This is a genomic window from Candidatus Alkanophaga liquidiphilum (assembly GCF_053996935.1).
In genome coordinates this window covers 1-20,689 of record NZ_JBMXYC010000050.1, presented here as the reverse complement: position 1 = coordinate 20,689, position 20,689 = coordinate 1, and the positions used below count along the sequence as shown (strand labels likewise).

23 protein-coding genes and 4 pseudogenes are annotated in these 20,689 nt (G+C 46.2%); 20 read left to right on the top strand and 7 right to left on the bottom strand.

Annotated elements, in window-relative coordinates; genetic code table 11:
- Positions 1-3: 3 nt before the first annotated feature.
- The 7 genes and pseudogenes from nuoH (at position 4) to ACXJJA_RS06650 (ending at position 5,823) form a co-directional block, all read left to right on the top strand.
- Positions 4-1,080 (top strand): NADH-quinone oxidoreductase subunit NuoH, encoded by a 1,077-nt coding sequence (nuoH, locus tag ACXJJA_RS06680; RefSeq protein ID WP_456487436.1) that lies wholly within the window; start codon positions 4-6, stop codon positions 1,078-1,080.
- Entirely contained in the window at positions 1,071-1,817 is a 747-nt protein-coding gene (locus ACXJJA_RS06675) for a 4Fe-4S binding protein (RefSeq protein WP_456487435.1), read from the top strand. The genes nuoH and ACXJJA_RS06675 overlap by 10 nt, the downstream gene beginning before the upstream one ends.
- A gap of 22 nt (positions 1,818-1,839) precedes the next feature.
- Positions 1,840-2,853: a Coenzyme F420 hydrogenase/dehydrogenase, beta subunit C-terminal domain gene (locus ACXJJA_RS06670; protein ID WP_456487434.1), complete on the top strand. Its 1,014-nt coding sequence runs from the start codon at positions 1,840-1,842 to the stop codon at positions 2,851-2,853.
- 29 nt (positions 2,854-2,882) lie between these two features.
- Positions 2,883-3,821, top strand: a complete 939-nt coding sequence (locus ACXJJA_RS06665; protein WP_456487433.1) for a Clp1/GlmU family protein — start codon at positions 2,883-2,885, stop codon at positions 3,819-3,821.
- Positions 3,822-3,833: 12 nt separating this feature from the next.
- A complete protein-coding gene (mptA, locus tag ACXJJA_RS06660) occupies positions 3,834-4,802 on the top strand; it encodes a GTP cyclohydrolase MptA (protein WP_456487432.1) in 969 nt (322 codons plus the stop codon).
- A gap of 662 nt (positions 4,803-5,464) precedes the next feature.
- Positions 5,465-5,596 (top strand): annotated as a pseudogene (locus tag ACXJJA_RS06655) (hypothetical protein); the annotation flags it as partial.
- 2 nt (positions 5,597-5,598) lie between these two features.
- A complete protein-coding gene (locus ACXJJA_RS06650; protein WP_456487431.1) occupies positions 5,599-5,823 on the top strand; it encodes a hypothetical protein in 225 nt (74 codons plus the stop codon).
- A 215-nt stretch (positions 5,824-6,038) separates the two neighbouring features.
- Here ACXJJA_RS06650 and tatC (ACXJJA_RS06645) read toward each other — a convergent pair whose 3' ends face one another.
- Positions 6,039-6,830 (bottom strand): twin-arginine translocase subunit TatC, encoded by a 792-nt coding sequence (gene tatC, locus ACXJJA_RS06645; protein WP_456487430.1) that lies wholly within the window; start codon positions 6,828-6,830, stop codon positions 6,039-6,041.
- A 38-nt stretch (positions 6,831-6,868) separates the two neighbouring features.
- Here tatC (ACXJJA_RS06645) and tatC (ACXJJA_RS06640) point away from each other — a divergent pair, with 38 nt between their 5' ends.
- The 8 genes and pseudogenes from tatC (ACXJJA_RS06640) (at position 6,869) to ACXJJA_RS06605 (ending at position 12,268) form a co-directional block, all read left to right on the top strand.
- Positions 6,869-7,594, top strand: coding sequence for a twin-arginine translocase subunit TatC (gene tatC, locus ACXJJA_RS06640; protein ID WP_456487429.1), 726 nt, complete (start codon positions 6,869-6,871; stop codon positions 7,592-7,594).
- A gap of 576 nt (positions 7,595-8,170) precedes the next feature.
- Entirely contained in the window at positions 8,171-8,575 is a 405-nt protein-coding gene (locus tag ACXJJA_RS06635) for a flavin reductase (RefSeq protein WP_456487428.1), read from the top strand.
- Between the two features lie 37 nt (positions 8,576-8,612).
- The gene (locus ACXJJA_RS06630) at positions 8,613-10,733 is read left to right on the top strand and encodes a 4Fe-4S binding protein (protein ID WP_456487427.1); all 2,121 of its coding nucleotides are present in this window, start codon (positions 8,613-8,615) and stop codon (positions 10,731-10,733) included.
- 29 nt (positions 10,734-10,762) lie between these two features.
- Entirely contained in the window at positions 10,763-11,434 is a 672-nt protein-coding gene (locus ACXJJA_RS06625) for a TorD/DmsD family molecular chaperone (RefSeq protein ID WP_456487426.1), read from the top strand.
- Positions 11,435-11,538: 104 nt separating this feature from the next.
- Positions 11,539-11,697, top strand: coding sequence for a hypothetical protein (locus ACXJJA_RS06620; RefSeq protein WP_456487425.1), 159 nt, complete (start codon positions 11,539-11,541; stop codon positions 11,695-11,697).
- A 30-nt stretch (positions 11,698-11,727) separates the two neighbouring features.
- Positions 11,728-11,991, top strand: coding sequence for a hypothetical protein (locus ACXJJA_RS06615; protein ID WP_456487455.1), 264 nt, complete (start codon positions 11,728-11,730; stop codon positions 11,989-11,991).
- Positions 11,925-12,143 (top strand): annotated as a pseudogene (locus ACXJJA_RS06610) (DUF1670 domain-containing protein); the annotation flags it as partial. The gene ACXJJA_RS06615 and the pseudogene ACXJJA_RS06610, both read left to right, overlap by 67 nt.
- An 11-nt stretch (positions 12,144-12,154) precedes the next feature.
- Entirely contained in the window at positions 12,155-12,268 is a 114-nt protein-coding gene (locus ACXJJA_RS06605; RefSeq protein ID WP_456487424.1) for a DUF1670 domain-containing protein, read from the top strand.
- 193 nt (positions 12,269-12,461) lie between these two features.
- On the opposite strand, the gene ACXJJA_RS06600 is transcribed toward ACXJJA_RS06605, so the two are convergent.
- Both ACXJJA_RS06600 and ACXJJA_RS06595 read right to left on the bottom strand, forming a co-directional pair.
- Positions 12,462-12,674 carry a hypothetical protein gene (locus tag ACXJJA_RS06600; protein WP_456487423.1) on the bottom strand — a complete coding sequence of 71 codons (213 nt, stop codon included), beginning with the start codon at positions 12,672-12,674 and terminating at the stop codon, positions 12,462-12,464.
- Between the two features lie 37 nt (positions 12,675-12,711).
- Positions 12,712-12,963 (bottom strand): hypothetical protein, encoded by a 252-nt coding sequence (locus ACXJJA_RS06595; RefSeq protein ID WP_456487422.1) that lies wholly within the window; start codon positions 12,961-12,963, stop codon positions 12,712-12,714.
- A 266-nt stretch (positions 12,964-13,229) separates the two neighbouring features.
- Between ACXJJA_RS06595 and ACXJJA_RS06590 the strand changes: the two are divergent.
- The 5 genes and pseudogenes from ACXJJA_RS06590 to ACXJJA_RS06570 all read left to right on the top strand — a co-directional run bounded on the left by ACXJJA_RS06590 (position 13,230) and on the right by ACXJJA_RS06570 (position 15,672).
- Positions 13,230-14,211, top strand: a pseudogene (locus ACXJJA_RS06590) (transposase).
- 48 nt (positions 14,212-14,259) lie between these two features.
- Positions 14,260-14,439: a hypothetical protein gene (locus tag ACXJJA_RS06585; protein WP_456487421.1), complete on the top strand. Its 180-nt coding sequence runs from the start codon at positions 14,260-14,262 to the stop codon at positions 14,437-14,439.
- Between the two features lie 37 nt (positions 14,440-14,476).
- Positions 14,477-14,830: a twin-arginine translocase TatA/TatE family subunit gene (locus tag ACXJJA_RS06580; protein ID WP_456487420.1), complete on the top strand. Its 354-nt coding sequence runs from the start codon at positions 14,477-14,479 to the stop codon at positions 14,828-14,830.
- Positions 14,831-14,914: 84 nt separating this feature from the next.
- A complete protein-coding gene (locus ACXJJA_RS06575) occupies positions 14,915-15,037 on the top strand; it encodes a hypothetical protein (protein ID WP_456487419.1) in 123 nt (40 codons plus the stop codon).
- Positions 15,038-15,117: 80 nt separating this feature from the next.
- Entirely contained in the window at positions 15,118-15,672 is a 555-nt protein-coding gene (locus ACXJJA_RS06570) for a formate dehydrogenase accessory sulfurtransferase FdhD (RefSeq protein WP_456487418.1), read from the top strand.
- An 88-nt stretch (positions 15,673-15,760) separates the two neighbouring features.
- Here the strand turns inward: ACXJJA_RS06570 and ACXJJA_RS06565 are convergent, their stop codons facing one another.
- From ACXJJA_RS06565 to ACXJJA_RS06550, 4 genes and pseudogenes are all read right to left on the bottom strand, one after another.
- Positions 15,761-16,747 carry a dimethyl sulfoxide reductase anchor subunit family protein gene (locus ACXJJA_RS06565; protein ID WP_456487417.1) on the bottom strand — a complete coding sequence of 329 codons (987 nt, stop codon included), beginning with the start codon at positions 16,745-16,747 and terminating at the stop codon, positions 15,761-15,763.
- Positions 16,748-16,754: 7 nt separating this feature from the next.
- The gene (locus ACXJJA_RS06560; RefSeq protein WP_456487416.1) at positions 16,755-17,309 is read right to left on the bottom strand and encodes a 4Fe-4S dicluster domain-containing protein; all 555 of its coding nucleotides are present in this window, start codon (positions 17,307-17,309) and stop codon (positions 16,755-16,757) included.
- 13 nt (positions 17,310-17,322) lie between these two features.
- On the bottom strand, positions 17,323-20,055 hold the full coding sequence (locus ACXJJA_RS06555) for a molybdopterin oxidoreductase family protein (protein ID WP_456487415.1): 2,733 nt from the start codon (positions 20,053-20,055) through the stop codon (positions 17,323-17,325).
- Positions 20,056-20,472: 417 nt separating this feature from the next.
- A pseudogene (locus ACXJJA_RS06550) lies at positions 20,473-20,689 on the bottom strand (hypothetical protein); the annotation flags it as partial.

Genomic DNA, 20,689 nt, shown 5'->3' with positions numbered 1-20,689 from the left:
AAAATGCTTGGGCAGATATTGGAGCTGGCGTCAAGTAACCGTGTGGAGATTCCACTAATCGAGCCGCTCTTAGGGATGTTGCCGCCGCCGCTTTCGGAGCTTGCGGCGTTACCACTCTGGAAGCCGCTATTCGCAGCGCTCGTCGTTCCGGGGTTTGCAACGCTGGGGCTTCTGCTGTTGTTATTGCCATGGATAGAGCGGAAGCTCTGCGCAAGAATACAGTGGCGTGTCGGACCGAAGGAGATAGTGAGTTGGCTCGGCGGCATAATCCAACTGCTCGCAGACTCGCTACGTTTCTTGTTCCAAGAAGTAATAGTAAGCCGTGATTCCCATCGCCCTTACTTCACACAATTCGTGCTACTCTCGTTCATTCCGGCGTTGCTGCCGATGTTATTCGTAGCCGCAGGGACGATAATCGCAATCCGGACGGAATACTCCGTTCAGATAATGCTGGCGCTCGTCTGCTTATTCCCGGTGTTCATCCTCGGCATGGGCTGGTCTTCAGGAAACCGCTTCGCCTTCGTCGGCACCGTCCGGGAAGCCTTCATGTATTTTGCTTACGAGGTCCCGCTAATATTGTCAGTAATTGCAATGCTCCTTGTCTTCGGCACTGGCGACCCCGTCGCCATCGGTGAGAGCGGAAGGCTCGGCATCGTCCTGAACCCGCTGGCGGCGCTCGTGTTTTTCATAGCGACGGCGATGGGGACCTCTCGCCTACCGTTCGAGATTCCTGAAGCGGACCAAGAGCTGGCATTCGGTCCGTTCATCGAATATTCGGGAATAACCTTTGGGCTCGCATACGTGCTGGCGTATGAGAAGCTTTACGTGCTGAGCGCTCTTTTCACGACCCTCTTCCTCGGCGGTGGTTCCGGTCCGATGATTGCGCCGCTCGGCGAGCTTTCAGGGGCGCTCTGGTTCGTGCTTAAGGTCATCGTGGTGATGGTCGTCTTTGCGGCGCTTCGTGCCATCTATCCAAGGTTCCGCCTTGACCAGGCGCTGAAAGCGGGCTGGTCATCGATACTGGCAATCTCGCTGCTCGCCATTATTATATCTTCGGTGGAGGTGGTAATGTGGGCATAAAACGGCTGAAGATGCCAGAATACTCCTTTGGCGACAAAGTAAAATGGCACGCCGCCGCCGTTGGCACTGCCTTCAAGGAAGCCTTCTTCCCACACACAGTCACGGTGCATTACCCCAAAGAGCGAAGGAAATTCCCTGATAATTTCAGGGGGTATATCCTTTTTGACATTGAGAAATGCATAAACTGCTGGCAGTGCGCCTTCGTGTGCCCTGCAAATGCGATAAGAATGAAGGAAGCGCCGAACAAGAAATATTACCCAACGATAGACTATGCAAAGTGCATTTTCTGCCATTTCTGCGTGGACTCCTGCGTGGGCGGTGCGCTGCGAACGACGAAGATTCACGATGTTGCGTATGCCGACGTTGATGAAATGCTGGCTGAGACCGAGCAATTGATGGAGCCGCCTGAAATCGTCAGAGAGGATAGGAGATACGTGGAATACGTGATTGAAGAGGACGATGTGCGTCTCCGCAGAGTCAAGGGTCAGGATTATTTACTTGTGGAGCCGCCGCCTCGCAAGGAGTATTCAATGGTCTGCGTTTGCGACGACCCCGAGAGCTGCACCAGTTGCGGCACGTGCGCCGACGTTTGCGAACACTATGCAATATCTATAAGCATTGAGGGCGAATATAAAGTGATTAGAATCGATACCGAGCGGTGCACGGGTTGTGGGCTGTGCGTCAAGGAGTGCCCACTGCGCGTGCTACGGCTCGTGAGGCGGGAAGGCGAGCAGTAAAGAGAGAAGAGGGGTGAGGTGCGTGGCGGCGGTGTCCGAGTGGCGGGTCAAACTCGTGGGGAGACCGAAGGATGTTTCCTGTCCCAGCATTGTGAAGACGCAGGTGATCGACACGGGGCTTTGCTGCCGGTGCATGGCGTGCATGGCGGCGTGCCCGGCAGCGGTGCGGACGGGCGTGGGGTTCGACTTTGAGGAAAGAGAGCACGTGTGCGTTGATTGCGAAATATGTGTTCGTATCTGTCCGAGACTTGATTACAAGCCGCTGAGCGGCATTGGTAGCTACATAAAAGCGGTGGCGGGCAGGTCAAAACGCTTTAAAGGACAGGACGGCGCCATGGTCACCGAGATTCTCATGTCAGCGATGGAGATGGGAATCATTGACCGCTGCATCTTCGTCGGCAGGGACGAAGATTGGCGGACGGAGATTCTTCACGTTCGGGACGTCGAGCAATTAGAAGTGCCGACGCTGACTGGCACGAAATACACGTTCGCCGCCGCCGTTCCAGCATTGAGAGAGGCTGTTCTGAATACGAAGGTGGGCGTGGGTTTCGTCGGGACGCCGTGCATGGTCTCTGGCGTCAGGCGGCTGCAGAAGGAGCTTGCGGTTTTCAGGCGGAAGGTTAAACTCGTCATTGGGCTCTTCTGCACAGAAAACTTTTACTGGGACGAGCTGACCGAGTTTTTGAAAGAGCGTGGCGTGGACATCAAGAAATTAGTAAAGACGGACATCACGAAAGGTAAATTTATTGCCACGATGACTGATGACGTCGTGGAGTTCCCGGTGAAGGAGCTTTCGGCGATAATGCCGAGCGGCTGCCGTGTCTGCACCGACTTTTCGGCAGTGGAGAGCGACGTCAGTGTCGGAAGCGTCGGGAGCAAGCCCGGTTTCTCGACGGTGCTCGTTAGAGAAGAAAACGCAAAAGAAGTGCTCGACTTCATAAGGGAGCATGGCTACGCCGACTTTGACGAGGTATCGCTTGAGTTCGTGGAGCGGCTCTGCAACCTGAAGAAGAAACGTGAGGCAAATATAAAGTAATCCCCTCAGCAACAGTCATAAACCAGAGCATGGTAGAAACGCCGGCAGGAGCACGGGAGCTACCGCTGTTGAAGGAAATAGAAAATTTACTTAGCAAAGGTAGTGTGGTTAGCAAAGGTAGTGTGGTAGTATTCCTCCTTGGATGCGTTGACGTAGGTAAGACGTTCCTCGCCACAACGCTTGCAAATATTTTCTGCGCACGAGGCTACGGCGTTGCCGTTGTAGACGCCGACGTCGGGCAGAGCGACATCGGTCCGCCGTGCAGCATCGGCGTCGGCGTCTTAGAACGTCCTGTGAAGATACTTTCAGAGGCAAAGCTCGCCGCTATATTCTTCATCGGCAGCACGTCCCCGCAACGCTGCGAGCAGGAGTGCCTTAGGAACGTCGCTGCCGCCGTCGAGCGTGCGAAAGGGCTCGCACGGCTTGTCATCGTGGATTCAACAGGCTGGGTTCAAGGAGAAGATGCGAAGAGGTTCAAGCTTTCCGAAATAAAGTGCGTGGCGCCTGACATCATCGCGGCGATACAGAGGGGGGAGGAGCTTGAGCCAATATTGAAAGACCTCCGAAAAAACGAGGGGGGAGCGGAAAGGGCAAAGCCCAAGATTATAAGGTTAAAATCCCCTCCGGGGGCGAAAGCTAAAAGCAGGGAAAACAGGGCGCTCTTCAGGGAAGAAGCATATAACAAATATTTTAGTAATGGCAAAACCAGAATATTTGACCTTTCAATACTGGGCTGGCTGTCGAGACGAGGCACAATCCTCGGGCTCTTCAGGCAGGACGAGTGCGTGGGCTTGGGTATCCTCGAACGCCTCAACTTCGAAAGGAGCATCGTCGAGGTTTTCACGCCGGTCAACGGCGACGTCGATTGGATAAAGCCCGGCTCGATACGCCTCGTCAATCTGGGAGGGAGGATAAAAGAATACAGGTCGAAAACCGTAAGAGCAAATCAAAACGTCAAGACGTGCTGAAGGAGGGGGAGGATGAAGCTGCCGGATGTGCAGGCGAGCAAGCCTGAGGTGCGCATCAATCTCACAAGGGTCGGCGTAACGAACGTCAAGAAGCTCGTGGAGGTTGCGAGGCAGGGGAAGCGCCCTATTGTTCTCATCTCAGACTTCAAAATCTGCGTCGATCTGCCTTCCAGCATTAAAGGCGCGAACCTTTCTCGGAACTTCGAGGCGGTTTACGAGGTCTTAGAGGAAGCGGTGAGCACGCCGACCTACGAGATCGAGGAGCTTTGCAGTGAGGTTGCGAAGCGGCTGCTGCACCGCCACGCATATGCGACGACAGCCGAAGTTTCGATGCGTTCCGAGTATATTTTGAAGCGACGGACGCCGGTTACCAAGATTCAATGCCAGGAGCTTGCAAACATCTTTGCGGAGGCATGTGCCGTCCGCTACGACGACGGCGGCATAAGAGTGCGCAAGACCATCGGCGCAGAGGTTGTGGGCATGACAACGTGCCCGTGCGCTCAAGAGATGATGAGGGAAAAAGTCTGGGAGGAACTGGAAAAGCTTGGCATTGAAGATGGGAGAATAAAGGAGCTGCTTAGGGAAATCCCGCTTGCGACGCACAACCAACGAGGACGTGGCATCATCTCCATAGAGGTCGAAGACGACGTGCGAGTCTCCCTCGACAAGATTATAAAGGTCATAGAGGATTCCATGAGCTCTAGGGTTTATGAGCTTTTGAAAAGACCTGACGAGGCGTATCTCGTCGAGTATGCGCACCGCCGTCCGATGTTCGTCGAGGACTGCGTCCGGGAAATGGCAAGACGCATCGTCGAGGAGTTCAAAGAGCTGCCTGACAACACCGTCGTCAGCATAAAGCAAGTGAACGAGGAAAGTATCCACAGACACGATGCGTTCGCAGAGCGAGTGGCGACGCTCGGCGAGCTGCGCCGAGAGCTTAACTATACCCGCGGCAGCATATGCGAAAATACACAGCCCTAAGGCTTCTTAACTCTTTTTGTGATGCTCACAGACTCAAACACTGAGCTGCACCTATAAGCGAATTCTTGTTTTGTACCGTTAAGTCCTAGCGGAGGGATTATAAACTAAACCGCACGGCATGTTGCTTTTCACTGCTCTGTACGTCAGTGAACGCTCTTAGAAAGTAGGTTGATAAAGAGTTGTGCAGCATCAGAATAGCGCTGTATCCTGTATAAATAAAGACGCTATAGCACCGAAAACTAAAAAACACTATGAGCATGAACGCAGGAACAATCATTTCACGAAAGCTAGTCCCGCGGCGGCGCGTTTAAGAGATCAGTCATTTTCGATGAATGACTTGATGTAGACTTGTCCGAATAAGCATAAAATATCATAAATTAATTGAACATCAATCTATCATCTTTCTATGGTAATAGCAGAATAGCGGAAAACAACCTGATTGAGTTACTGAAGGAATTTGACATCTTTGAAAGGAATAAGATATCCTTAGAGATCAAGCTTACAGCTAGCGATGTACTTGCTTTCTTCAAGCTTTAAAGGATAGCACTACTCCTTAACGTTGAAAAATCGACTGTTCACTACTGGATAGAGAAGTTTAAGGACACCCTTGAGCATAGTGGTAGAAAACAAAAAGCTTGTAATAGCAAGCAAGAGCTGATGAAACAGTTTTGAAATACAACGGAAGGAAATGCTATCTATTCGCAGCCTTAGACGTTGAGAGGAACAAGATCATCTATCTGAGGGTCTATCCTGCAAGGAATGCTTTAATAGCTTATTCCTTCTTAAAAGTTTAAAGATGTGTGAGATTGAAGAAATCATCCTTGACAGAGGACCATGGTACAGGGATGCTTTACAACGCTTAGGTGTCAAATTCAGACATGAGAGCTTTGGAAAAAGGAGTTTGGTCGAATCTGTATTCAGTTCATTCAAAGAGAGTGCTAAGATATTCTTCTGCTCTATAACAGTTAACTTCAGAAGAGAGAAGATGTTCGGCAGGTGGAGAAGAGCCATAGAATGCTAGAATAACTTTAAATTAAAGCCTGTTTTCAGGACGTTAATCCAGATGGTAGTCTCAAGCTTTCTGAATAAGAGGTGCTTGCAGTGGCTTAGTAAAATAAAAGGTTTGGCTTGTCCAAAGTGTGGTGAAATTATTGATAAGCCAGAGGGTTAGTGTGGTCTTATTAGGACAGGTCTGAGTTATGCAACTTCGCTGGAATTGCCCTTCCTCTGATCGTTCTACATAGCCTTACGACCGAGATAGCGTGTTATGAGTAATCCGAGCTCGAAGAGTGCTATCGATACCACTGCCATAATCATCGAAATACCCGTGGGGTCGGCGATGACAAAGAAAGCGATTCCTATTATTAGTCCATATATTATCCATCTCTTATCCCTGAGCCATGAATATGTGACGAGTTTCGTCTTTACCGCTAAAGCCATTACGAAGGGTATTTGAAAGATCAACCCGAATCCCACAGCAGTATAAAGGATGAGTGAGAAAATCCTCTTCGCGGAAAGCGCAACCTGTGCAATATCTCCTGAGTAAGCGATGAGGTAATGGAAGATCAGTGGGAGGACGAAAAGATAGGCGAAGACTGCACCGAGACCATAGCAGCAGAGCGAAGGAATAGTAACCATTAGGAAAAATTTTCGCTCCGAGGGATATAAACCAGGTCGCATAAATGCAAAAATCTCGTATATTAACAATGGTATCGTTACAGAAAGAGCGAATAAGAAGGAGAATAAAAGTCTTACACCCATCCATTCCATCGGGCTGTATACGAATATGGGCATATCTTTGGAGATTAGATTGATAAATATGAAGCGGAGCGAGATATTTGAAAAAGGAAATACAGCCAGAGTAACAATACCTAAAGGGATTAGAACAACAATGAGCCTTCTTCGTAGTTCCAGAAGATGCTCCATTATGGGAAGCTCCACATCTCCTATCGGACCATCTACGCTCAGGTCCCTTTCATCTCTCTTATCTTTCCTCCCCTTTTTTACGCTAACTTCAGCCTTTTTCATCCCTTTATTCATAGTAATAAGAGCAAGAGTAAATAAAGATGACGGATATAATTGAAGAACTGGGTTACATAACAGAAGGACTCAAGAAGAAACTCATACCAATTATCGCCGTTATATTTGCTGGTTTCGTGGTTTCATTTCGATTTTTAGACCCTATGTTACTCAAGATAAAACAAGATCTTCTTCCCGAAGGTGCAACACTCATCTATATCTCACCAGTGGAAGTGATTATGCTAAAGTTAAAGATAGCAATAGTCATAGGGATAATACTTGCTCTACCTATTATAGGCTATTATGTGTATAAGACATTGAAGGTGAGATTGGGGATACGGAATCCAATGAAAAAATCCCGGCTCATCATATTGCTGACTTCCGCCGTTATATTGTTTATTTCAGGGGCATGCTATTCATATTTCCTCATGTTGCCCCTTGTTTTAAGTTATCTCCACTACATGTCAGCATCAGCTGGGGTTGTCGCCACTTACTCCATATATGAATTTATATCGTTCGTCATCACACTAACGCTCATATTGGGGATAGCCTTTGAAGTTCCTCTCTTTATTGTCTTTGCGGTTCAACTCGGCCTTGTTCGGATAGCGACTCTGAAGGAATATAGGCGGTATGTGATTGTGGCAATATTCGTTCTCGCCGCGATTTTTACACCCCCTGATGTCGTGAGTCAGCTTATGGTCGCTTTCCCCTTGATTATTTGCTATGAGATAGGCATAATAGTTGCAAGCATTATCTCTAAGAGGCATTTGTAACTCATATTTCGCACTTAAGTAAATCTATAATAATAGTTAAAGTATGATTTTATGAAAGATGAGAATTTGGCTTATAAATTTCAAAAGAGCGTGGAGAGAGGTAGTTAAGGTTTTGGGTGCGATAGCGCTGATAAAAAAATAGGTATAGTGAAAGCGCTATCAGTGAGCGATGGGGAATTCGAAAATCACAAACTGGAGTCCCGCGACAGGTCAAAAGGCGCTTATTCGGCTGTTTTTAGGACGACGTTGCTGCTAATCCCCTCCTTAAGGAGGCGGCAGCGGGGGAGATGGGTGGGAAATTATATACTTGCGTTCTATGAACATGTGACGAAGCTGTGGGTATAACCTGCGGTCAGGAGCTGCGTGCTCAGCTCGAAGGGGGGAGGAGGTCACACCCTTTACCTTTAAATACAAAGGTAAAAGAGTGACTGATCAGGTTCTGGTGGTGAAAAGTGAAACAAAGCTAAAAACGACCGAAAAAGCAGAGAGAAGGCGACAAAAAGATTGTGGACAACCTGAGTAGCATACATATTTATATTTAAGGTTCGTATATAAACAGATGGGGGTGATATAGAGATGGGACCAGGAGTGAGTGCGTATGCGAAATTACTCGTTCGACCTGTGGTGGTTATTACCACAGTATCGGATAATGGGATACCAAATGCAGCACCTTTCAGCTTTAACTCGCCTATAAGCTTTGACCCGCCTCTGTATGGCTTCTCTTGCAGTCCTGCACAATTGATGGGAATGCTTTCTTATCCTCTATCTATTTTCAATCTTTTCAATCCAGAGAAGGAAAAGAAATTTTATAAAGGCTTGGTGAAGAGTTTAAAGGAAAAACTTGAAAATTGGGAGAAATATAAGCCAATCAGAGGCATGATAGAGAATATATTCAAATTAGCGAAAAATGCTTTCTCTCTAAAGAATTTGCATCGCTATACGAAGCGTTCAGTCAAAAGAGGAATTACAGAAGATTGCTGAATGGTAGTTGGTGGAGGGGGCTGAAGTTATTTATAGCATGAGAGGAGAAACATTATTTATGCGACTGGGTATCTTTCTTTGCACTTGCAACGGCACAATAAACATAGATTTTAAAAATATCAAAAGGAGTCTGAGAAAGGAAAAAGGAGTTGAAGTCGTCGAAATCCATGACCAGTTATGTCAGGGCGGATTGGATTATATCATAGACGACATCAGAAGATTGGAGCTTGATGGCATATTGATAGCTGCCTGTACAGAAAAAAAACGCATCTTTGAAAGGGTAACCTCTGGCCTTGGCTGCGATATCTCCTTCTTAAATCTCCGCGAACACTGTGGTTGGGTGCATGGAAGAAAAGAAGCAACAGAAAAGGCAAAAAGCATGATAAAAGCCGCTATCAATCTCGTGGCGATAGAAAGCGCACTTCCAGAGCCTGAAGAAATCGCGATGGATGTTGGATACGATGTGTTGGTGATAGGGGAAGAGGATAGAGGAGCAATAGAAGTTGCAAAAAGTCTTTCCAAACTGGCTAATGTCCATCTGGTGACAAAAAGCATTCGAGAATGGTGTGATAACATTACGATACACATTGGCGAAGTTAAAGGCATAAGGGGGAATATTGGCGAATTTGAGGTCGAAATAGAAAGAAATATAGATGAAGAGAAGTGCATATCCTGCGGTCTTTGCGCTGATGCGTGCCCGAAAAATGCGATACGAGCTGGTGCGGTGTACACAATTGAAGAGGGATGCGATGAATGCGGTGATTGTATTGATGTATGTCCAACAGGTGCCATTGAGTTCCACAATCGAGAAGTTATTCGCGTAGGGCAAATTCTGGTGATAACCAAGGACAAGGAATGGAAATGGTCAACTCAATTCGGGATTTATACAGCAGCGGATTACAAAGATACACTAAGCAAAGCGCTTGAACTCGTATCAAATTTAGGGGAAATAAAGAAGAGGAAGTATTTGGAGTTGGATTTGGAGAGGTGTGCGAGTGGGAGGAGCGAATTAGTCGGGTGTGAGTTTTGTTTACCCTGTCCCTACGAGGCGATAACGAGAGAGGGTACAAAGATAGTATTTAACGAGATTAGATGTCAGGGATGCGGACTCTGCTGTGCTCTATGCCCATTATCTGTCCCTCAATTACAACAATATCCCAATCATTTGATTTATTCTCAAATAGAAAACCTATTATCAGGGGATTTAGATCCTAAAGTTCTTTTGTTTGCTTGTTCAGAACATTTTGAAACGCTAAATGCCGTTGGCAGGAAAAGAATAAAATATCCGGCTTTGTTACCCCTCTTCGTGCCTTGTATTGATCTGGTATCAGAAGCACACATACTTAGCGCATTTGAACTTGGAGCTGATGGTGTTATTCTGCTGGGCTGCGAAAAATGTCATCTTGAACAGATCGAAACTGCGGTAAAGTTCGCAAATATGGCTTTATCAGCCTTCGATTTAGGAGAGAGGGTGTTCTTGATAAGCGATGGTCAATGCGATGCAGAAGATTTTGCAAAGGAGATTGCGGATTTTCTCAAGGAGCTAAGTCCTTCCCCTATCAGAAACATGAAGCGGGCGGCGAAAAAGATTGACTTCACCAAACCTAAAAGGGATATTCTATTAGAATTGATCCAAAACCTTCATAAGAAAACAAAAGTGCATCCAAGTTTAATAGAGGAGGATACGCAGTTTCCATTCGCGGATGTCGCTATTGATTCTAAATGCACGATGTGCAACGCATGCATGAACCTGTGTTCGACAAATGCCTTAAGTAAGGAAGGGAATAAAATCAATTTTGTATACGGAAAATGTATTGCCTGCGGCTTATGTGAGCGAGCGTGTCCGGAAGGAGCGATTACCTTAGAAAGAACGCTTGATTTCTCGAGGCTCGTTGAAAAAGAAGGAAAAACTCTTATTGAAGCTGAGCTCATCGCATGTGCTGGATGTGGAAAATTGTTTATGAGCAGGTCAGCGTTTGAGCGAATATCAGAGCTGTTAAAGGAGGGAGAAGGTGAAATAGGAGGTGAAAGAGGGGGAAAGTGGGAACTCGGCGTAGAGGAGCAATTAGAATTACTCAGATATTGTGAAGACTGCAGAGCTTCAAAAGCAGTTGAATGGATGTATAAGAAGATGGGCCAGAGGGAGTTAGTTGAGTAATCTGTGGTTATAAAAGGAGCTAAACGAACATGATGGCGGGAGAACAAAAAGAAATTTTGGAAATGAGAAGAAACTTCTACGCATTTTTGTATCGAATGTATTCGGAGGAGCCTCCGAGAGAGCTTGTCGAAGATCTGTTGAACGAAAAAATCTCTTTTCCTGACTTAATACCATTAGACGAAGAGCTATCCGAGGGTTTTCGTAGATTAAAAGAATTTATGGAGAAGAACAAAGGCAAAGCCGTGGATGATTTGCATGAAGAGCTCGTAGACGAATACACACGCCTGTTCATCGGACCTCATAGACTTCCGGTGCAGCCATACGAGTCATGGTGGGTGGATGGTAAACTGATGGGGAAATCGCTGTTAAAGGTGAAGAGGGATTACAGGAAAGCGGGTATCGTTAAAGCACAGGGTTACGCAGAGCCTGAAGACCATATCGCATTTGAGCTCAAGTTTATGCATTATCTATGTGAGGAGGAATTATCGGCAATCTTTTCTTCAGAAAAGAAAAAGCTTGTGGAATGCTTAAACATGCAGAAGGAATTTCTGAATGACCACTTGTTGAGATGGGTGCCGGATTTCTGTGATGCGCTATACGAATGCGAGCTATCGGATTTCTACAAGGGTATTGCGAAACTCACAAAAGGATTTCTTCTGTTGGAAGACGCAGTGATCGAGGAATTGTTGGAATGGAGGTAAAAGTGCCTGCAATTTGCGTACGTTAGTTTATTTACGAACTTCCCATTTGAGCATAAGGTTAAGAAAAGGTAGAGTGCATAGTTATTTTCGATGTGGTGACAAAAATGCACGACGAAAGGGAAAATTATGCAGGTATAGTGAAGAGTGGGGTAAAAGAGGAGTGGTGCGGTTATATAAGACGTGAATATGAGTTCTCAATAGCGGTTTGCCGCTCCTTAGCGAGTGACATCGAGGTGTTTGTGAACGAAGTGAGGGGGAATTGAAAGAACGCAGCTGTTCTACCGAGCAGTCAAATCCGATATACCCCTGGTGTTAAAACCGACGAGATGAGCTTTAAAACGGTGAAATTAACCATTTTATCGCAGGATGACGTGGGAGACGCGAAGAAGTCACAAAAGGAACTACTAAATAACCGGATAGTCAGATTGACGAACGAATTCACCGATATAAAGCGAAATACAAGGCATTCGTCTGACTCCATCGCTACCTCAAGGAGTTCGCCAGAGTTGCCGCACTTCATAAGGAAGGGTATAGCTTGGGTCAGATCAGAAGGATAACAGAGCATTCTGAGAGATTGGTGAAGGAATATCTGGAGCTGTACGAGCGGTATAAAAATGATGAGGACTGCAAGCAGAGGCTGGGAGAAATCCTCAGCAGGTATTCCAGGGAAAAAATTTGGGCGGGGAAAGAGCGAGAGCAATGGAGGTGATGTAAAAATGCGTGGCCCAGATCGCTTTACTATTGAATATCTCGCCTTCGACCGTGAGCAAGGAGGTCCGTGAATACATGGAAAGGACAAAGGAGGTAGTCCCGACTAGTGCACTGGCAATCTAATTTTTAACATTAGAATAATGCCTCCTCAGCTTCTCTCTTGCATCTCCGCCATGTTCAACCAGCTTGCCTTCTTAGGAGTGCAGTGGAATTCGAACTTCTTACACAGTTTTCTTGTCTTTCTGGAAATCCTTTTTCATTGTAATTGGTTGGATAACATCTTCCAGAAGCTGGAAGGGTCTTTCATCAACGCATATTACGGGTTTCTTTGGATCGTAGTTCTCATGCAAACTCCTAAAGCTTCTGAGATCTCTTTATCTGTTCTTCCTGGTCCTTTGCTTTCATCTGCAAGCAGTAGAATTCTTGCTCTGGTTGTTCTTCGAGCTTTGTTAGTTCCAGTGCTGACTAATCTTTCAAGATATTCTCTTTCCTCATCGCTCAAGAATACATGATACCTTTTTGCAGGCATATAATGTTTATGTGCTTCTTTATTATAAATTATGTTGTCAATGCACTAGAACAATGTCCACGTGTAAAAATACTTCTCCATCAGAGTTCGTCTTTGTATATCCCGCCAGATTTCCTTCTATTGTTTTCACCCAGCTTATGCAGATATCAGCCTCTTCCCTGCTCTTTACTGGAGAAAAAACAACGTCATAGGATAATTTTCCATTCCCTCCACTTCCCCATTCCCAATACTGAAGTGCCCTCATAACATCTTCTCTATAAGAAGGAACATATTCATCCGGAATATTCACGTCATCAATGTGCACCGTGATTGGAGAATGACTCCATGGATTCTCGGATATCTTCGGATAGGTATATCCTTTTGCAGAGGAAGTGAGGAGGAATAAAAATAATAACTAACTCACAATACAATCTTCATTCACGAACCTTAATATCTAAAACAAACAACTTTCCTACCTTCCATTCCAACGGGACAAAACCAAACAACTTAAAATCAGAAATAAAAGCAGAAATAAACCGTAAAATTAATAAATCCCACTGACTATACTTTTTCTCGGTGATTGGAATGAGATTACCGGTCTATCCGATGAAAGGAGACGAGAAGTGGGAGCTTCTATCAAAAGTCATAGATGAGCTCGAAAAAAGGGAAACGAAGAAAGCTCTGGCAAGATATAAAATAACTCCAGTCAATAAAGCCATAGAATTCCTTAAAGTCATTTAGCAATGTTTTTCGAACTGGAGATCTCTTATGCTGTTAGCGAAGTATTAGCGAAGTAAATAAACGATATGAACTCAGAAAGTCCTTGAGGATAGAAGAGGAGATAAAATTAAAATCTGTCTACAATTTCATGTCAAAATTTGAATCGGAGCAGCTCATAAACTTTGTTTTCTCGATTCTTAACGTAAATTCAAAATAAATCCTTTCAGGAGGAGAGATTTAAAGGATAAACCCTACAAGTGGGGTTATTCAACGATGGGATTCTTTCTTGGGATGAAGATGATGATTCTGATTGACTACAAAACTCTAACACCTTTATTCTTCCACGTATATCCAGCAAATGTCCATGAGAGCAGAATTTATCCCCTGATTCTTGAATTGCTGAAGAGAAGAAAGCTGATAAGGTTTGGAGATGCAATAATCAACGAAGGATTTTACGCCTACAAGAACTATCTGATTGGGATTAGATACGGTGTAGTGCCTCTAAATCCCAAAGAAAAATTTCAGGTTTGAGAGGCTTAAAGGGCTGATAAGTTATCCTCTTTTTATCTTTAACTCGAAGAACGTTGAGGAGAAGAAGAGGTATAGAAAGCTTGTAAAGAGGTTGTTTGAAGGATTAAAGCTAAATCTTAAGAGTTTAAGGGCTATAGTAGAGGACGTGATAAAATTGGGGAAAGAAGCTTTCAGTTTGAAGAGATTGCGCTGCTATGCTTTCGAACTAGTTAAAAAGAGGTGTTCTTTTTCTGTCCTCTTAACAGGGATGACTTTTGAGTTCGGTTTCAGGGAAAAGAGGGTTATTCAGAAATTATCGGAATGGTGAGATGAAGAAGACCATAATATTTATATCACACTCAATTAATAATACCAAGTGGATCAGTTGCGATTGCCGGCAAGCCGGCGGCGAGGCGAGCCGAAGCACGCAGTCGGCATCGCAAGCAATCCCGGAAGCGTTTGCGGACGGGATAGAGGGTGTGGGGTTACACCGGTGCGATGGACGAAAGATGACATCGCACGAAGCATTTTGAGCTTTTCGGCTCAAAATGCATAACCTACACCTTTCCATATATATGGGGGTGTAAAAGGGAATGATAGGTACAACGGAGATGATTATTATAGGAATCGTGGCAGTTGTTTTGTTATTCGGTGCATCGAAGGTACCGCAGTTCGCCCGCTCTCTTGGACAGGCGATGGGGGAGTTTAAAAAGGCGAGGCGCGAGGCGGAACTGAGTTACAAGAAACTTGAAGAATCCATTATGGACAGTGAGGAAGAGATACCGAAAGCGAAGGTAAAAGCGGCAGCGAAGGCAAAGGGTGAGGGTGTAAACATAAAAGAAGTGGCTGCGTATATGGGCATAGATACCGAGGGTAAGACCGAGGATGAATTAAAGGAGGAGATTCGGGCAAGGTTGGAAACTTCGTCCAAATCTGAGAAGGGCTAGTTCTCAGAGTATAAAAACCAATTCGATTATACCGTTCTGGAGAAGAGACGAAAATCCCTTGAACACGTCTCAAGCGGATTGAAGATGAACGCCGAGAATGCGCTGAAACAGCTGGGTAAGAAAGAAAAGCAAAAGGATGACAAGGGCGTCTGCATGGAAATTACGGATATTTCTGAGGACAGACTCTTACGAAGATTTAGTAAATGATTTCGTCATTCGAGAGGCAGAAGTAAAGATAAAAGTCGGCGGAAAGATTAACACCCGGTTATTTTGTCTGCCTTCCCATTTTGAAGAACTCGCAATCGGTCATAAAATCTGAAGGGCTTGACCCTTCTTACATCGCGAATCTTGATGGCGAAGAGGCGAACCCCTGGAAATATGTAATACGTGTTACATTAGAGCGAGAAGTCCATCAGAATCCCTCGAAGGTCAATTCAAGGATAAAAATAAGGTGCGAAGGCGTGTTTAAACGTGTAAAAGAGTTAGGTGAAAAAGGCGTATTGTATAAAGCGACGGGTGGCACGCATGTAGTTGCGGCTCTCGATCAAAATGGCGAGGGCATCTTTATCGAAGATGTAAGCCGACGTTGTGCGATAGACAAGCTCATAGGAACGTGCATTAAGCACGGGATAGAGATTCCCGAGAGTGTTTTGTTGACTTCTTGCAGACAGACGCACTCCACGATAAAGAAGGTAATCTTTGCGGCTTTCCCAATTGTTATAAGCGTTTCCGCACCTACTGAACTGGCAATACGAGATGCTGAGAAATTTGGCATAACCCTTGTCGGTTTCGCCCGCGATAACGGGTTTAATGTTTATACGAATGATTGGAGGATTTTGTGATAACGAACATTGCCACGATGATGTTAATGGAATAAATCCAAAAATAGAGGGTTGTGGATTTTATCCCACAACCGTCTCATCTTTTCTTTTATACAGGCATGTAAGATAGCACGTAGGGTGCAACCTCTCCGAGTGGCACGCTTGATGCAAGTAGCACCATTCTCCCCGAGATCTCCCCTATCAGCAGAAGAACGAAGAGAAGAACTGTGATACCAGATGCTTTTGTTATTTCCTTCTTCCTCAATGCAAATGGAAGCACTGCCAGGCATATGATCGGAAGTATAACGCCTACTATCAATCGTGCCCAGAAGAGAGAAGTCCATTCACCTGCTATAATCTCTTCCAGTGTCTTCGCCCGTGCCATACTCGCTGCCACTGTCTCTGCCGGGGCTTTCAACGATGATATGTTCGCAGGGATAGCGAGGATTAACACTATTATCATTATCAGCGAGATACCCCAGCTAACCCAGAGCAATCGTGTCAGTAGTTCTTCGCTCTCCTTTTTTATCATGTACTTCACTGAGAGAACCGCTGCTACTGCCGTTACACCTGCAAGCAGGGTGGTAACATAGAAGAAGATGGGCGTTGTAATCAAACTCGTACCGGGCAAGCCCGGTATCATATATACAGCTGCGCTTGCTGGAACGAATATAAACCCCACTACTACACCTATAATCCCAACAGGCTTCCTGATAGGAGTGAGCCACTTCGCTAATGCATTTAATCCCGGAATTCTCCTAATCCCCGGGGTGCCGTAATCTGGATGTAGTATCCATAGAAGGAAGTATACTGCCATCAGGATTCCGAATCCGGTCATTATGCCGGCTTCGAGGCTTAGCGGTGATGCTGGGAAGTTCTTAGTTATTGACGTCGCAGCTAACATCGGACGTGCTTCGTGCGAGAGCATGGCAATACCGCCGATGGCGAGGGCAACAGGACTGACCCATACCCCTGTCTCGATAAAGTTCAACTCTTTATCGTCCTTCGCGAGGAAATCCGCAATGAGCATTGACAGCAGTGCCCCAACCGATATCTGCGTGAACACGGTGAAGAGAACGTGTGGTAAGTGGCTCATATCCTGTCTACACCCCTACTTGCGTCCTAGCCAATCTTCTAGCCCTTCTCGCAGTATATGTTTTTGTTATCTCCGTGACATCTCCACCAAGCCGTGCCTTGGTTGCGCAGAAGGAAACACATCTTGGTTTTGGCTCGCGCAGTATCAGATTCCCAGCCGCATCCTTCTCTTGCTTAAACGGGACGGTGCAGAAGGTGCATTTGTCCATTATTCCTCTATATTCTCCGAGTTCTTCTGGAACTTCATGAGGATACTTCGGAGCTCCAAACGGGCACGCCCAACCGCAATAGCCGCACCCGATGCATTTGTCCTTGTCGTTCAGAACTATACCTTCTGCTGTCTTGAATATCGCCTTCACCGGACACGCTCTCAAGCATGGCGGGTTGGTGCAGTGCATACAACCAATTGCTACGAATCTCTCCCCTGGCTTCCCTTCGCCAACTTTTACCACTCTTATCCTCGATATTCCCTCCGGCACTCCGTTATAGTCTTTACATGCGGCAAAACACCCTCCGCAGTCTATGCATCTCTCCACATCCTGTAAGAATTTATAGATTACCATTTCTCACTCCCTCCTATGCTTTAATGACCCGGCACAGGCACACTTTTGTCTCCTGCATCTGTGTTACTCTGTCGTAGCCATCCACGGTGATGATGTTGCAAGAATCACCGAGTGCGAGCTCTGCGCATCCAGGCGGATATCTCTCCTTATAAGATACACCTTCAAACCAGCCAGCCCAATGGAAAGGCATGAACACTTCTTTTTCGTTCACTCGCTCCGTAACATAAGCCCTGACCTTGCATCTACCACGAAGTGTCTCCACCCAGATGTAATCCCAATGTCTGACACCGATCTGTGCAGCGAGTGCTGGGTTTATCTCTGCATACATCTCAGGCTGAAGTTCCACGAGGTAAGGACATGCCCTCGTCTCTGCTCCTCCTCCCATGTGCTCTACCTGCCTTCCGGTGGTAAGAATGAGTGGATACTCATCTACGAGATTCCTTCGAGCCTGTTGATTGCTTTTAAACTTCGTCAGCACACGATAGAACTTTGGCGCATCATCATAAGTCGGATACTTATCGATTAAGTCAGGTCTTGGACTCTCTATCGGCTCCCTGTGCACTGGAACAGGGTCTGGCAGGTTCCAAGCCCATATCCTGGCTTTACCTCTCCCTGTCGGTGGTTGCCCCTCTGCCAGCGCACGCTCGATCTCTGCAGGATCGTATGCATAGCCATACTGAGCAACAGGATTATCCTCTCTAAGCAATGATTCTCCAACATGCTTCCCCGCTTCCTCAGGAACGGTAGTGCCCCATCTCGCTCTGAAATCGTGTCCCCCTTTGCTTACTGGTTTCGAATCGTCATATAATATCGGCGTTCCGGGGTGCGTATCGTTCCAGCAAGGCCATGGCAGCCCCCAGTATTCTCCAAGTGCTTCTGACCACGTTGTATCTCTATCAAAAGTCCAATCATAATCCTGCTGTCGTTTCAACCTTTCTGGGTCCTGTCTCATTCCAATAGTCAGCATTCCTGCCTTTATCTCGGGCCATACATCCTCAGGGCGTGCATAAGTGAAGTATCTCTTAAATGCCAGTCCGGTCTTCTCTTCTAACTTCGCCGCAAGTTGCTGAATTATCCAGAAATCAGGCTTAGACTCGAATAGCGGCTCCACAATCTTGTTTCGCCACTGGACCTGCCTTCCACTTGTGGTAACGGAACCTTCCTTCTCGAATACCGTAGATGCGGGCAGCAATATTATCCCATCTGCTCTATCAGGTATTGCAGAAGCGGGAGTTGCATGTGGGTCAACTACAACCAGTAGGTCAAGTTTTTCCATCGCTTCCTTCATTCGCTTCATCTCGCTGATTGAGTTTGCCGAATGCCCCCAGAAGAAGCATATCTTTATATTATGCGGTTGGTCAATCTCGGCTTCTGGGAGAATAACACCTTCATACCAGCGAGCAACTGTGAACCCAGGCTTGTGCATGAGCTCTTCCGATGCAAACCTGCTTTTCATTTCTTCGTATGAAATACCCCATACATCGCACCAGTGCCTCCATGCTTTCTCACTGAGTCCATAATACCCTGGCAGCGAATGCGATAGTATACAAAGGTCAGTTGCACCCTGGACGTTGTCATGTCCCCTCAATGGTTGACATCCGCCACCTGACTGCCCGGCATGTCCAAGGACGAGGTTAAGGATTGCCGACATGTGGATGTTATTAGTGCCGACGGTGTGCTGAGTCTGACCCATTGCCCAGATGACAGTGGATGGCTTATTCTCGTATAGCGTGCGTGCTATGAGCCTGATTGTATCAGCAGGCACCCAAGTGATGTCCTCCACAACCTCTGGTGTATAGTCCTTTGCAACTTCCCATAAGTCCTCAAATCCGATTGTTCTGTTCTTTATGAACTCCTTATCATGCCAGTTGTTGTTCACTATGACATTAACGAGGCCGAGCATGAATGCAACATCAGTCCCCGGGCGTATTCTCGCGAATATATCAGCTTTTGATGCCGTCTTCGTGAACCTCGGGTCCACAACTATTATTACTGCACCCCTGTCCTTAGCCTCGAGGAAGTGCTGCATTGCGACTGGATGTGCCTCCGCAGCATTCGAGCCAAGGAAGAACAGGCATTTGCTGTGCCTCATGTCGTTAACATTATTCGTCTGTGCGCCGAAACCCCATGTATTCGCCAGTCCTGCAACAGTTGTGGAATGACATATTCGAGCTTGATGATCCACATTGTTAGTGCCCCAGAAAGCCGCTAACTTCCTGAATAGGTAGCACTCCTCATTCGTCATCTTCGCAGAACCTATAAACATTACTGAGTCTGGTCCGTATTTCGCACGAACCTCTGCCATCTTTGATGCGATCTCGTCAAGTGCTGCATCCCATGAGATTCGCTTCCACCTGCCACCTTCTTTCTTCATTGGATAATGAAGTCGTGTCTCCGAGACCACTATTTCTCTAATAGATGCGCCTTTGGAGCACATCCCGCCCGCATTTATCGGATGTGTCTCCCAGGGTTCCATGCTAGTAAACACACCATCTTCGACTCTTCCCAGGAATCCACAGCCTATTGCGCAATGGGAGCACACGGACTTTACGAGCTTCACTCCTGGTTCCGGAGCCGCGCTCGCCAGTTCGCTCGCAAGTTCGATCAGCTTAACAGTCTCTGGATATGCACTAACATTGTTGATCCCGCTGAGAGCCGCTGCGGTTCCCAAAGCAGTCAGTTTGATGAACGTCCGCCTTGACATTCTTAAATCGCTATAACTAATAGAGTTTGTTCTTGTCGCCATTTATCTCGCCTCGTTTCCCTTATATTTACCTCCCGCTGATTGCTCGTATATCACAGCATATAAAACTTTCGATTTTTCTCCGTAGACATGCCCACTTAACATAGACTTAACATAAACACCACCGCAACCGATTATAATAAAGCATGAACAACTTACAGAACATATTCCAGTTTCTAACAGGATTAAAAGCTAATTGTGCAAAAGAATGTCTTTATCCGCTGCTTTAGCGAAGAAAACACCGATTCTACCGAGCTTCATAATCTCACCGAGAGGACTGATGTTCAAATTCCCAACCAAGACTCTCAAAGCATCCATCAACCATGCTTATCTTAATAATCCGGGCTTATTCTCGCAGTATTCTAGCCCTTCCTTTAAAGACTTTAGTTAGATAATTCCGTGTTGTATAAACTCTCATAATTAACTCATTCCTCTCCACACCGCAGAATAAACATAGTACTTCTTTCTTCTTGCCTTAACAACTGTTTCGTCTGAGGCAACCAGATTTCTTTTTTTTCTCTGTTGTAACCGGTAGCTTCTCTTCAAATTTCTTTTCTTTATCCAGTTCCGGACAGAGGTTTTAGAGACGGGATGGAGCTCTGACAGAATTCCGGCAGCCCTTCCCCGAAGCCGTCTG

Coding starts and splice junctions, on each gene's coding strand:
- ACXJJA_RS06625 (WP_456487426.1), top strand. CDS start 10,763: ATGATGGCGGGAGAACAAAAAGAAATTTTGGAAATGAGAAGAAACTTC.
- ACXJJA_RS06575 (WP_456487419.1), top strand. CDS start 14,915: ATGAACGCCGAGAATGCGCTGAAACAGCTGGGTAAGAAAGAAAAGCAA.
- ACXJJA_RS06565 (WP_456487417.1), bottom strand. CDS start 16,747: ATGAGCCACTTACCACACGTTCTCTTCACCGTGTTCACGCAGATATCG.
- ACXJJA_RS06650 (WP_456487431.1), top strand. CDS start 5,599: ATGTGTGAGATTGAAGAAATCATCCTTGACAGAGGACCATGGTACAGG.
- ACXJJA_RS06635 (WP_456487428.1), top strand. CDS start 8,171: ATGGGACCAGGAGTGAGTGCGTATGCGAAATTACTCGTTCGACCTGTG.
- ACXJJA_RS06665 (WP_456487433.1), top strand. CDS start 2,883: ATGGTAGAAACGCCGGCAGGAGCACGGGAGCTACCGCTGTTGAAGGAA.
- ACXJJA_RS06580 (WP_456487420.1), top strand. CDS start 14,477: ATGATAGGTACAACGGAGATGATTATTATAGGAATCGTGGCAGTTGTT.
- ACXJJA_RS06600 (WP_456487423.1), bottom strand. CDS start 12,674: ATGCCTGCAAAAAGGTATCATGTATTCTTGAGCGATGAGGAAAGAGAA.
- tatC (WP_456487429.1), top strand. CDS start 6,869: ATGACGGATATAATTGAAGAACTGGGTTACATAACAGAAGGACTCAAG.
- ACXJJA_RS06555 (WP_456487415.1), bottom strand. CDS start 20,055: ATGGCGACAAGAACAAACTCTATTAGTTATAGCGATTTAAGAATGTCA.
- ACXJJA_RS06630 (WP_456487427.1), top strand. CDS start 8,613: ATGAGAGGAGAAACATTATTTATGCGACTGGGTATCTTTCTTTGCACT.
- tatC (WP_456487430.1), bottom strand. CDS start 6,830: ATGAAAAAGGCTGAAGTTAGCGTAAAAAAGGGGAGGAAAGATAAGAGA.
- ACXJJA_RS06620 (WP_456487425.1), top strand. CDS start 11,539: ATGCACGACGAAAGGGAAAATTATGCAGGTATAGTGAAGAGTGGGGTA.
- ACXJJA_RS06560 (WP_456487416.1), bottom strand. CDS start 17,309: ATGGTAATCTATAAATTCTTACAGGATGTGGAGAGATGCATAGACTGC.
- nuoH (WP_456487436.1), top strand. CDS start 4: ATGCTTGGGCAGATATTGGAGCTGGCGTCAAGTAACCGTGTGGAGATT.
- mptA (WP_456487432.1), top strand. CDS start 3,834: ATGAAGCTGCCGGATGTGCAGGCGAGCAAGCCTGAGGTGCGCATCAAT.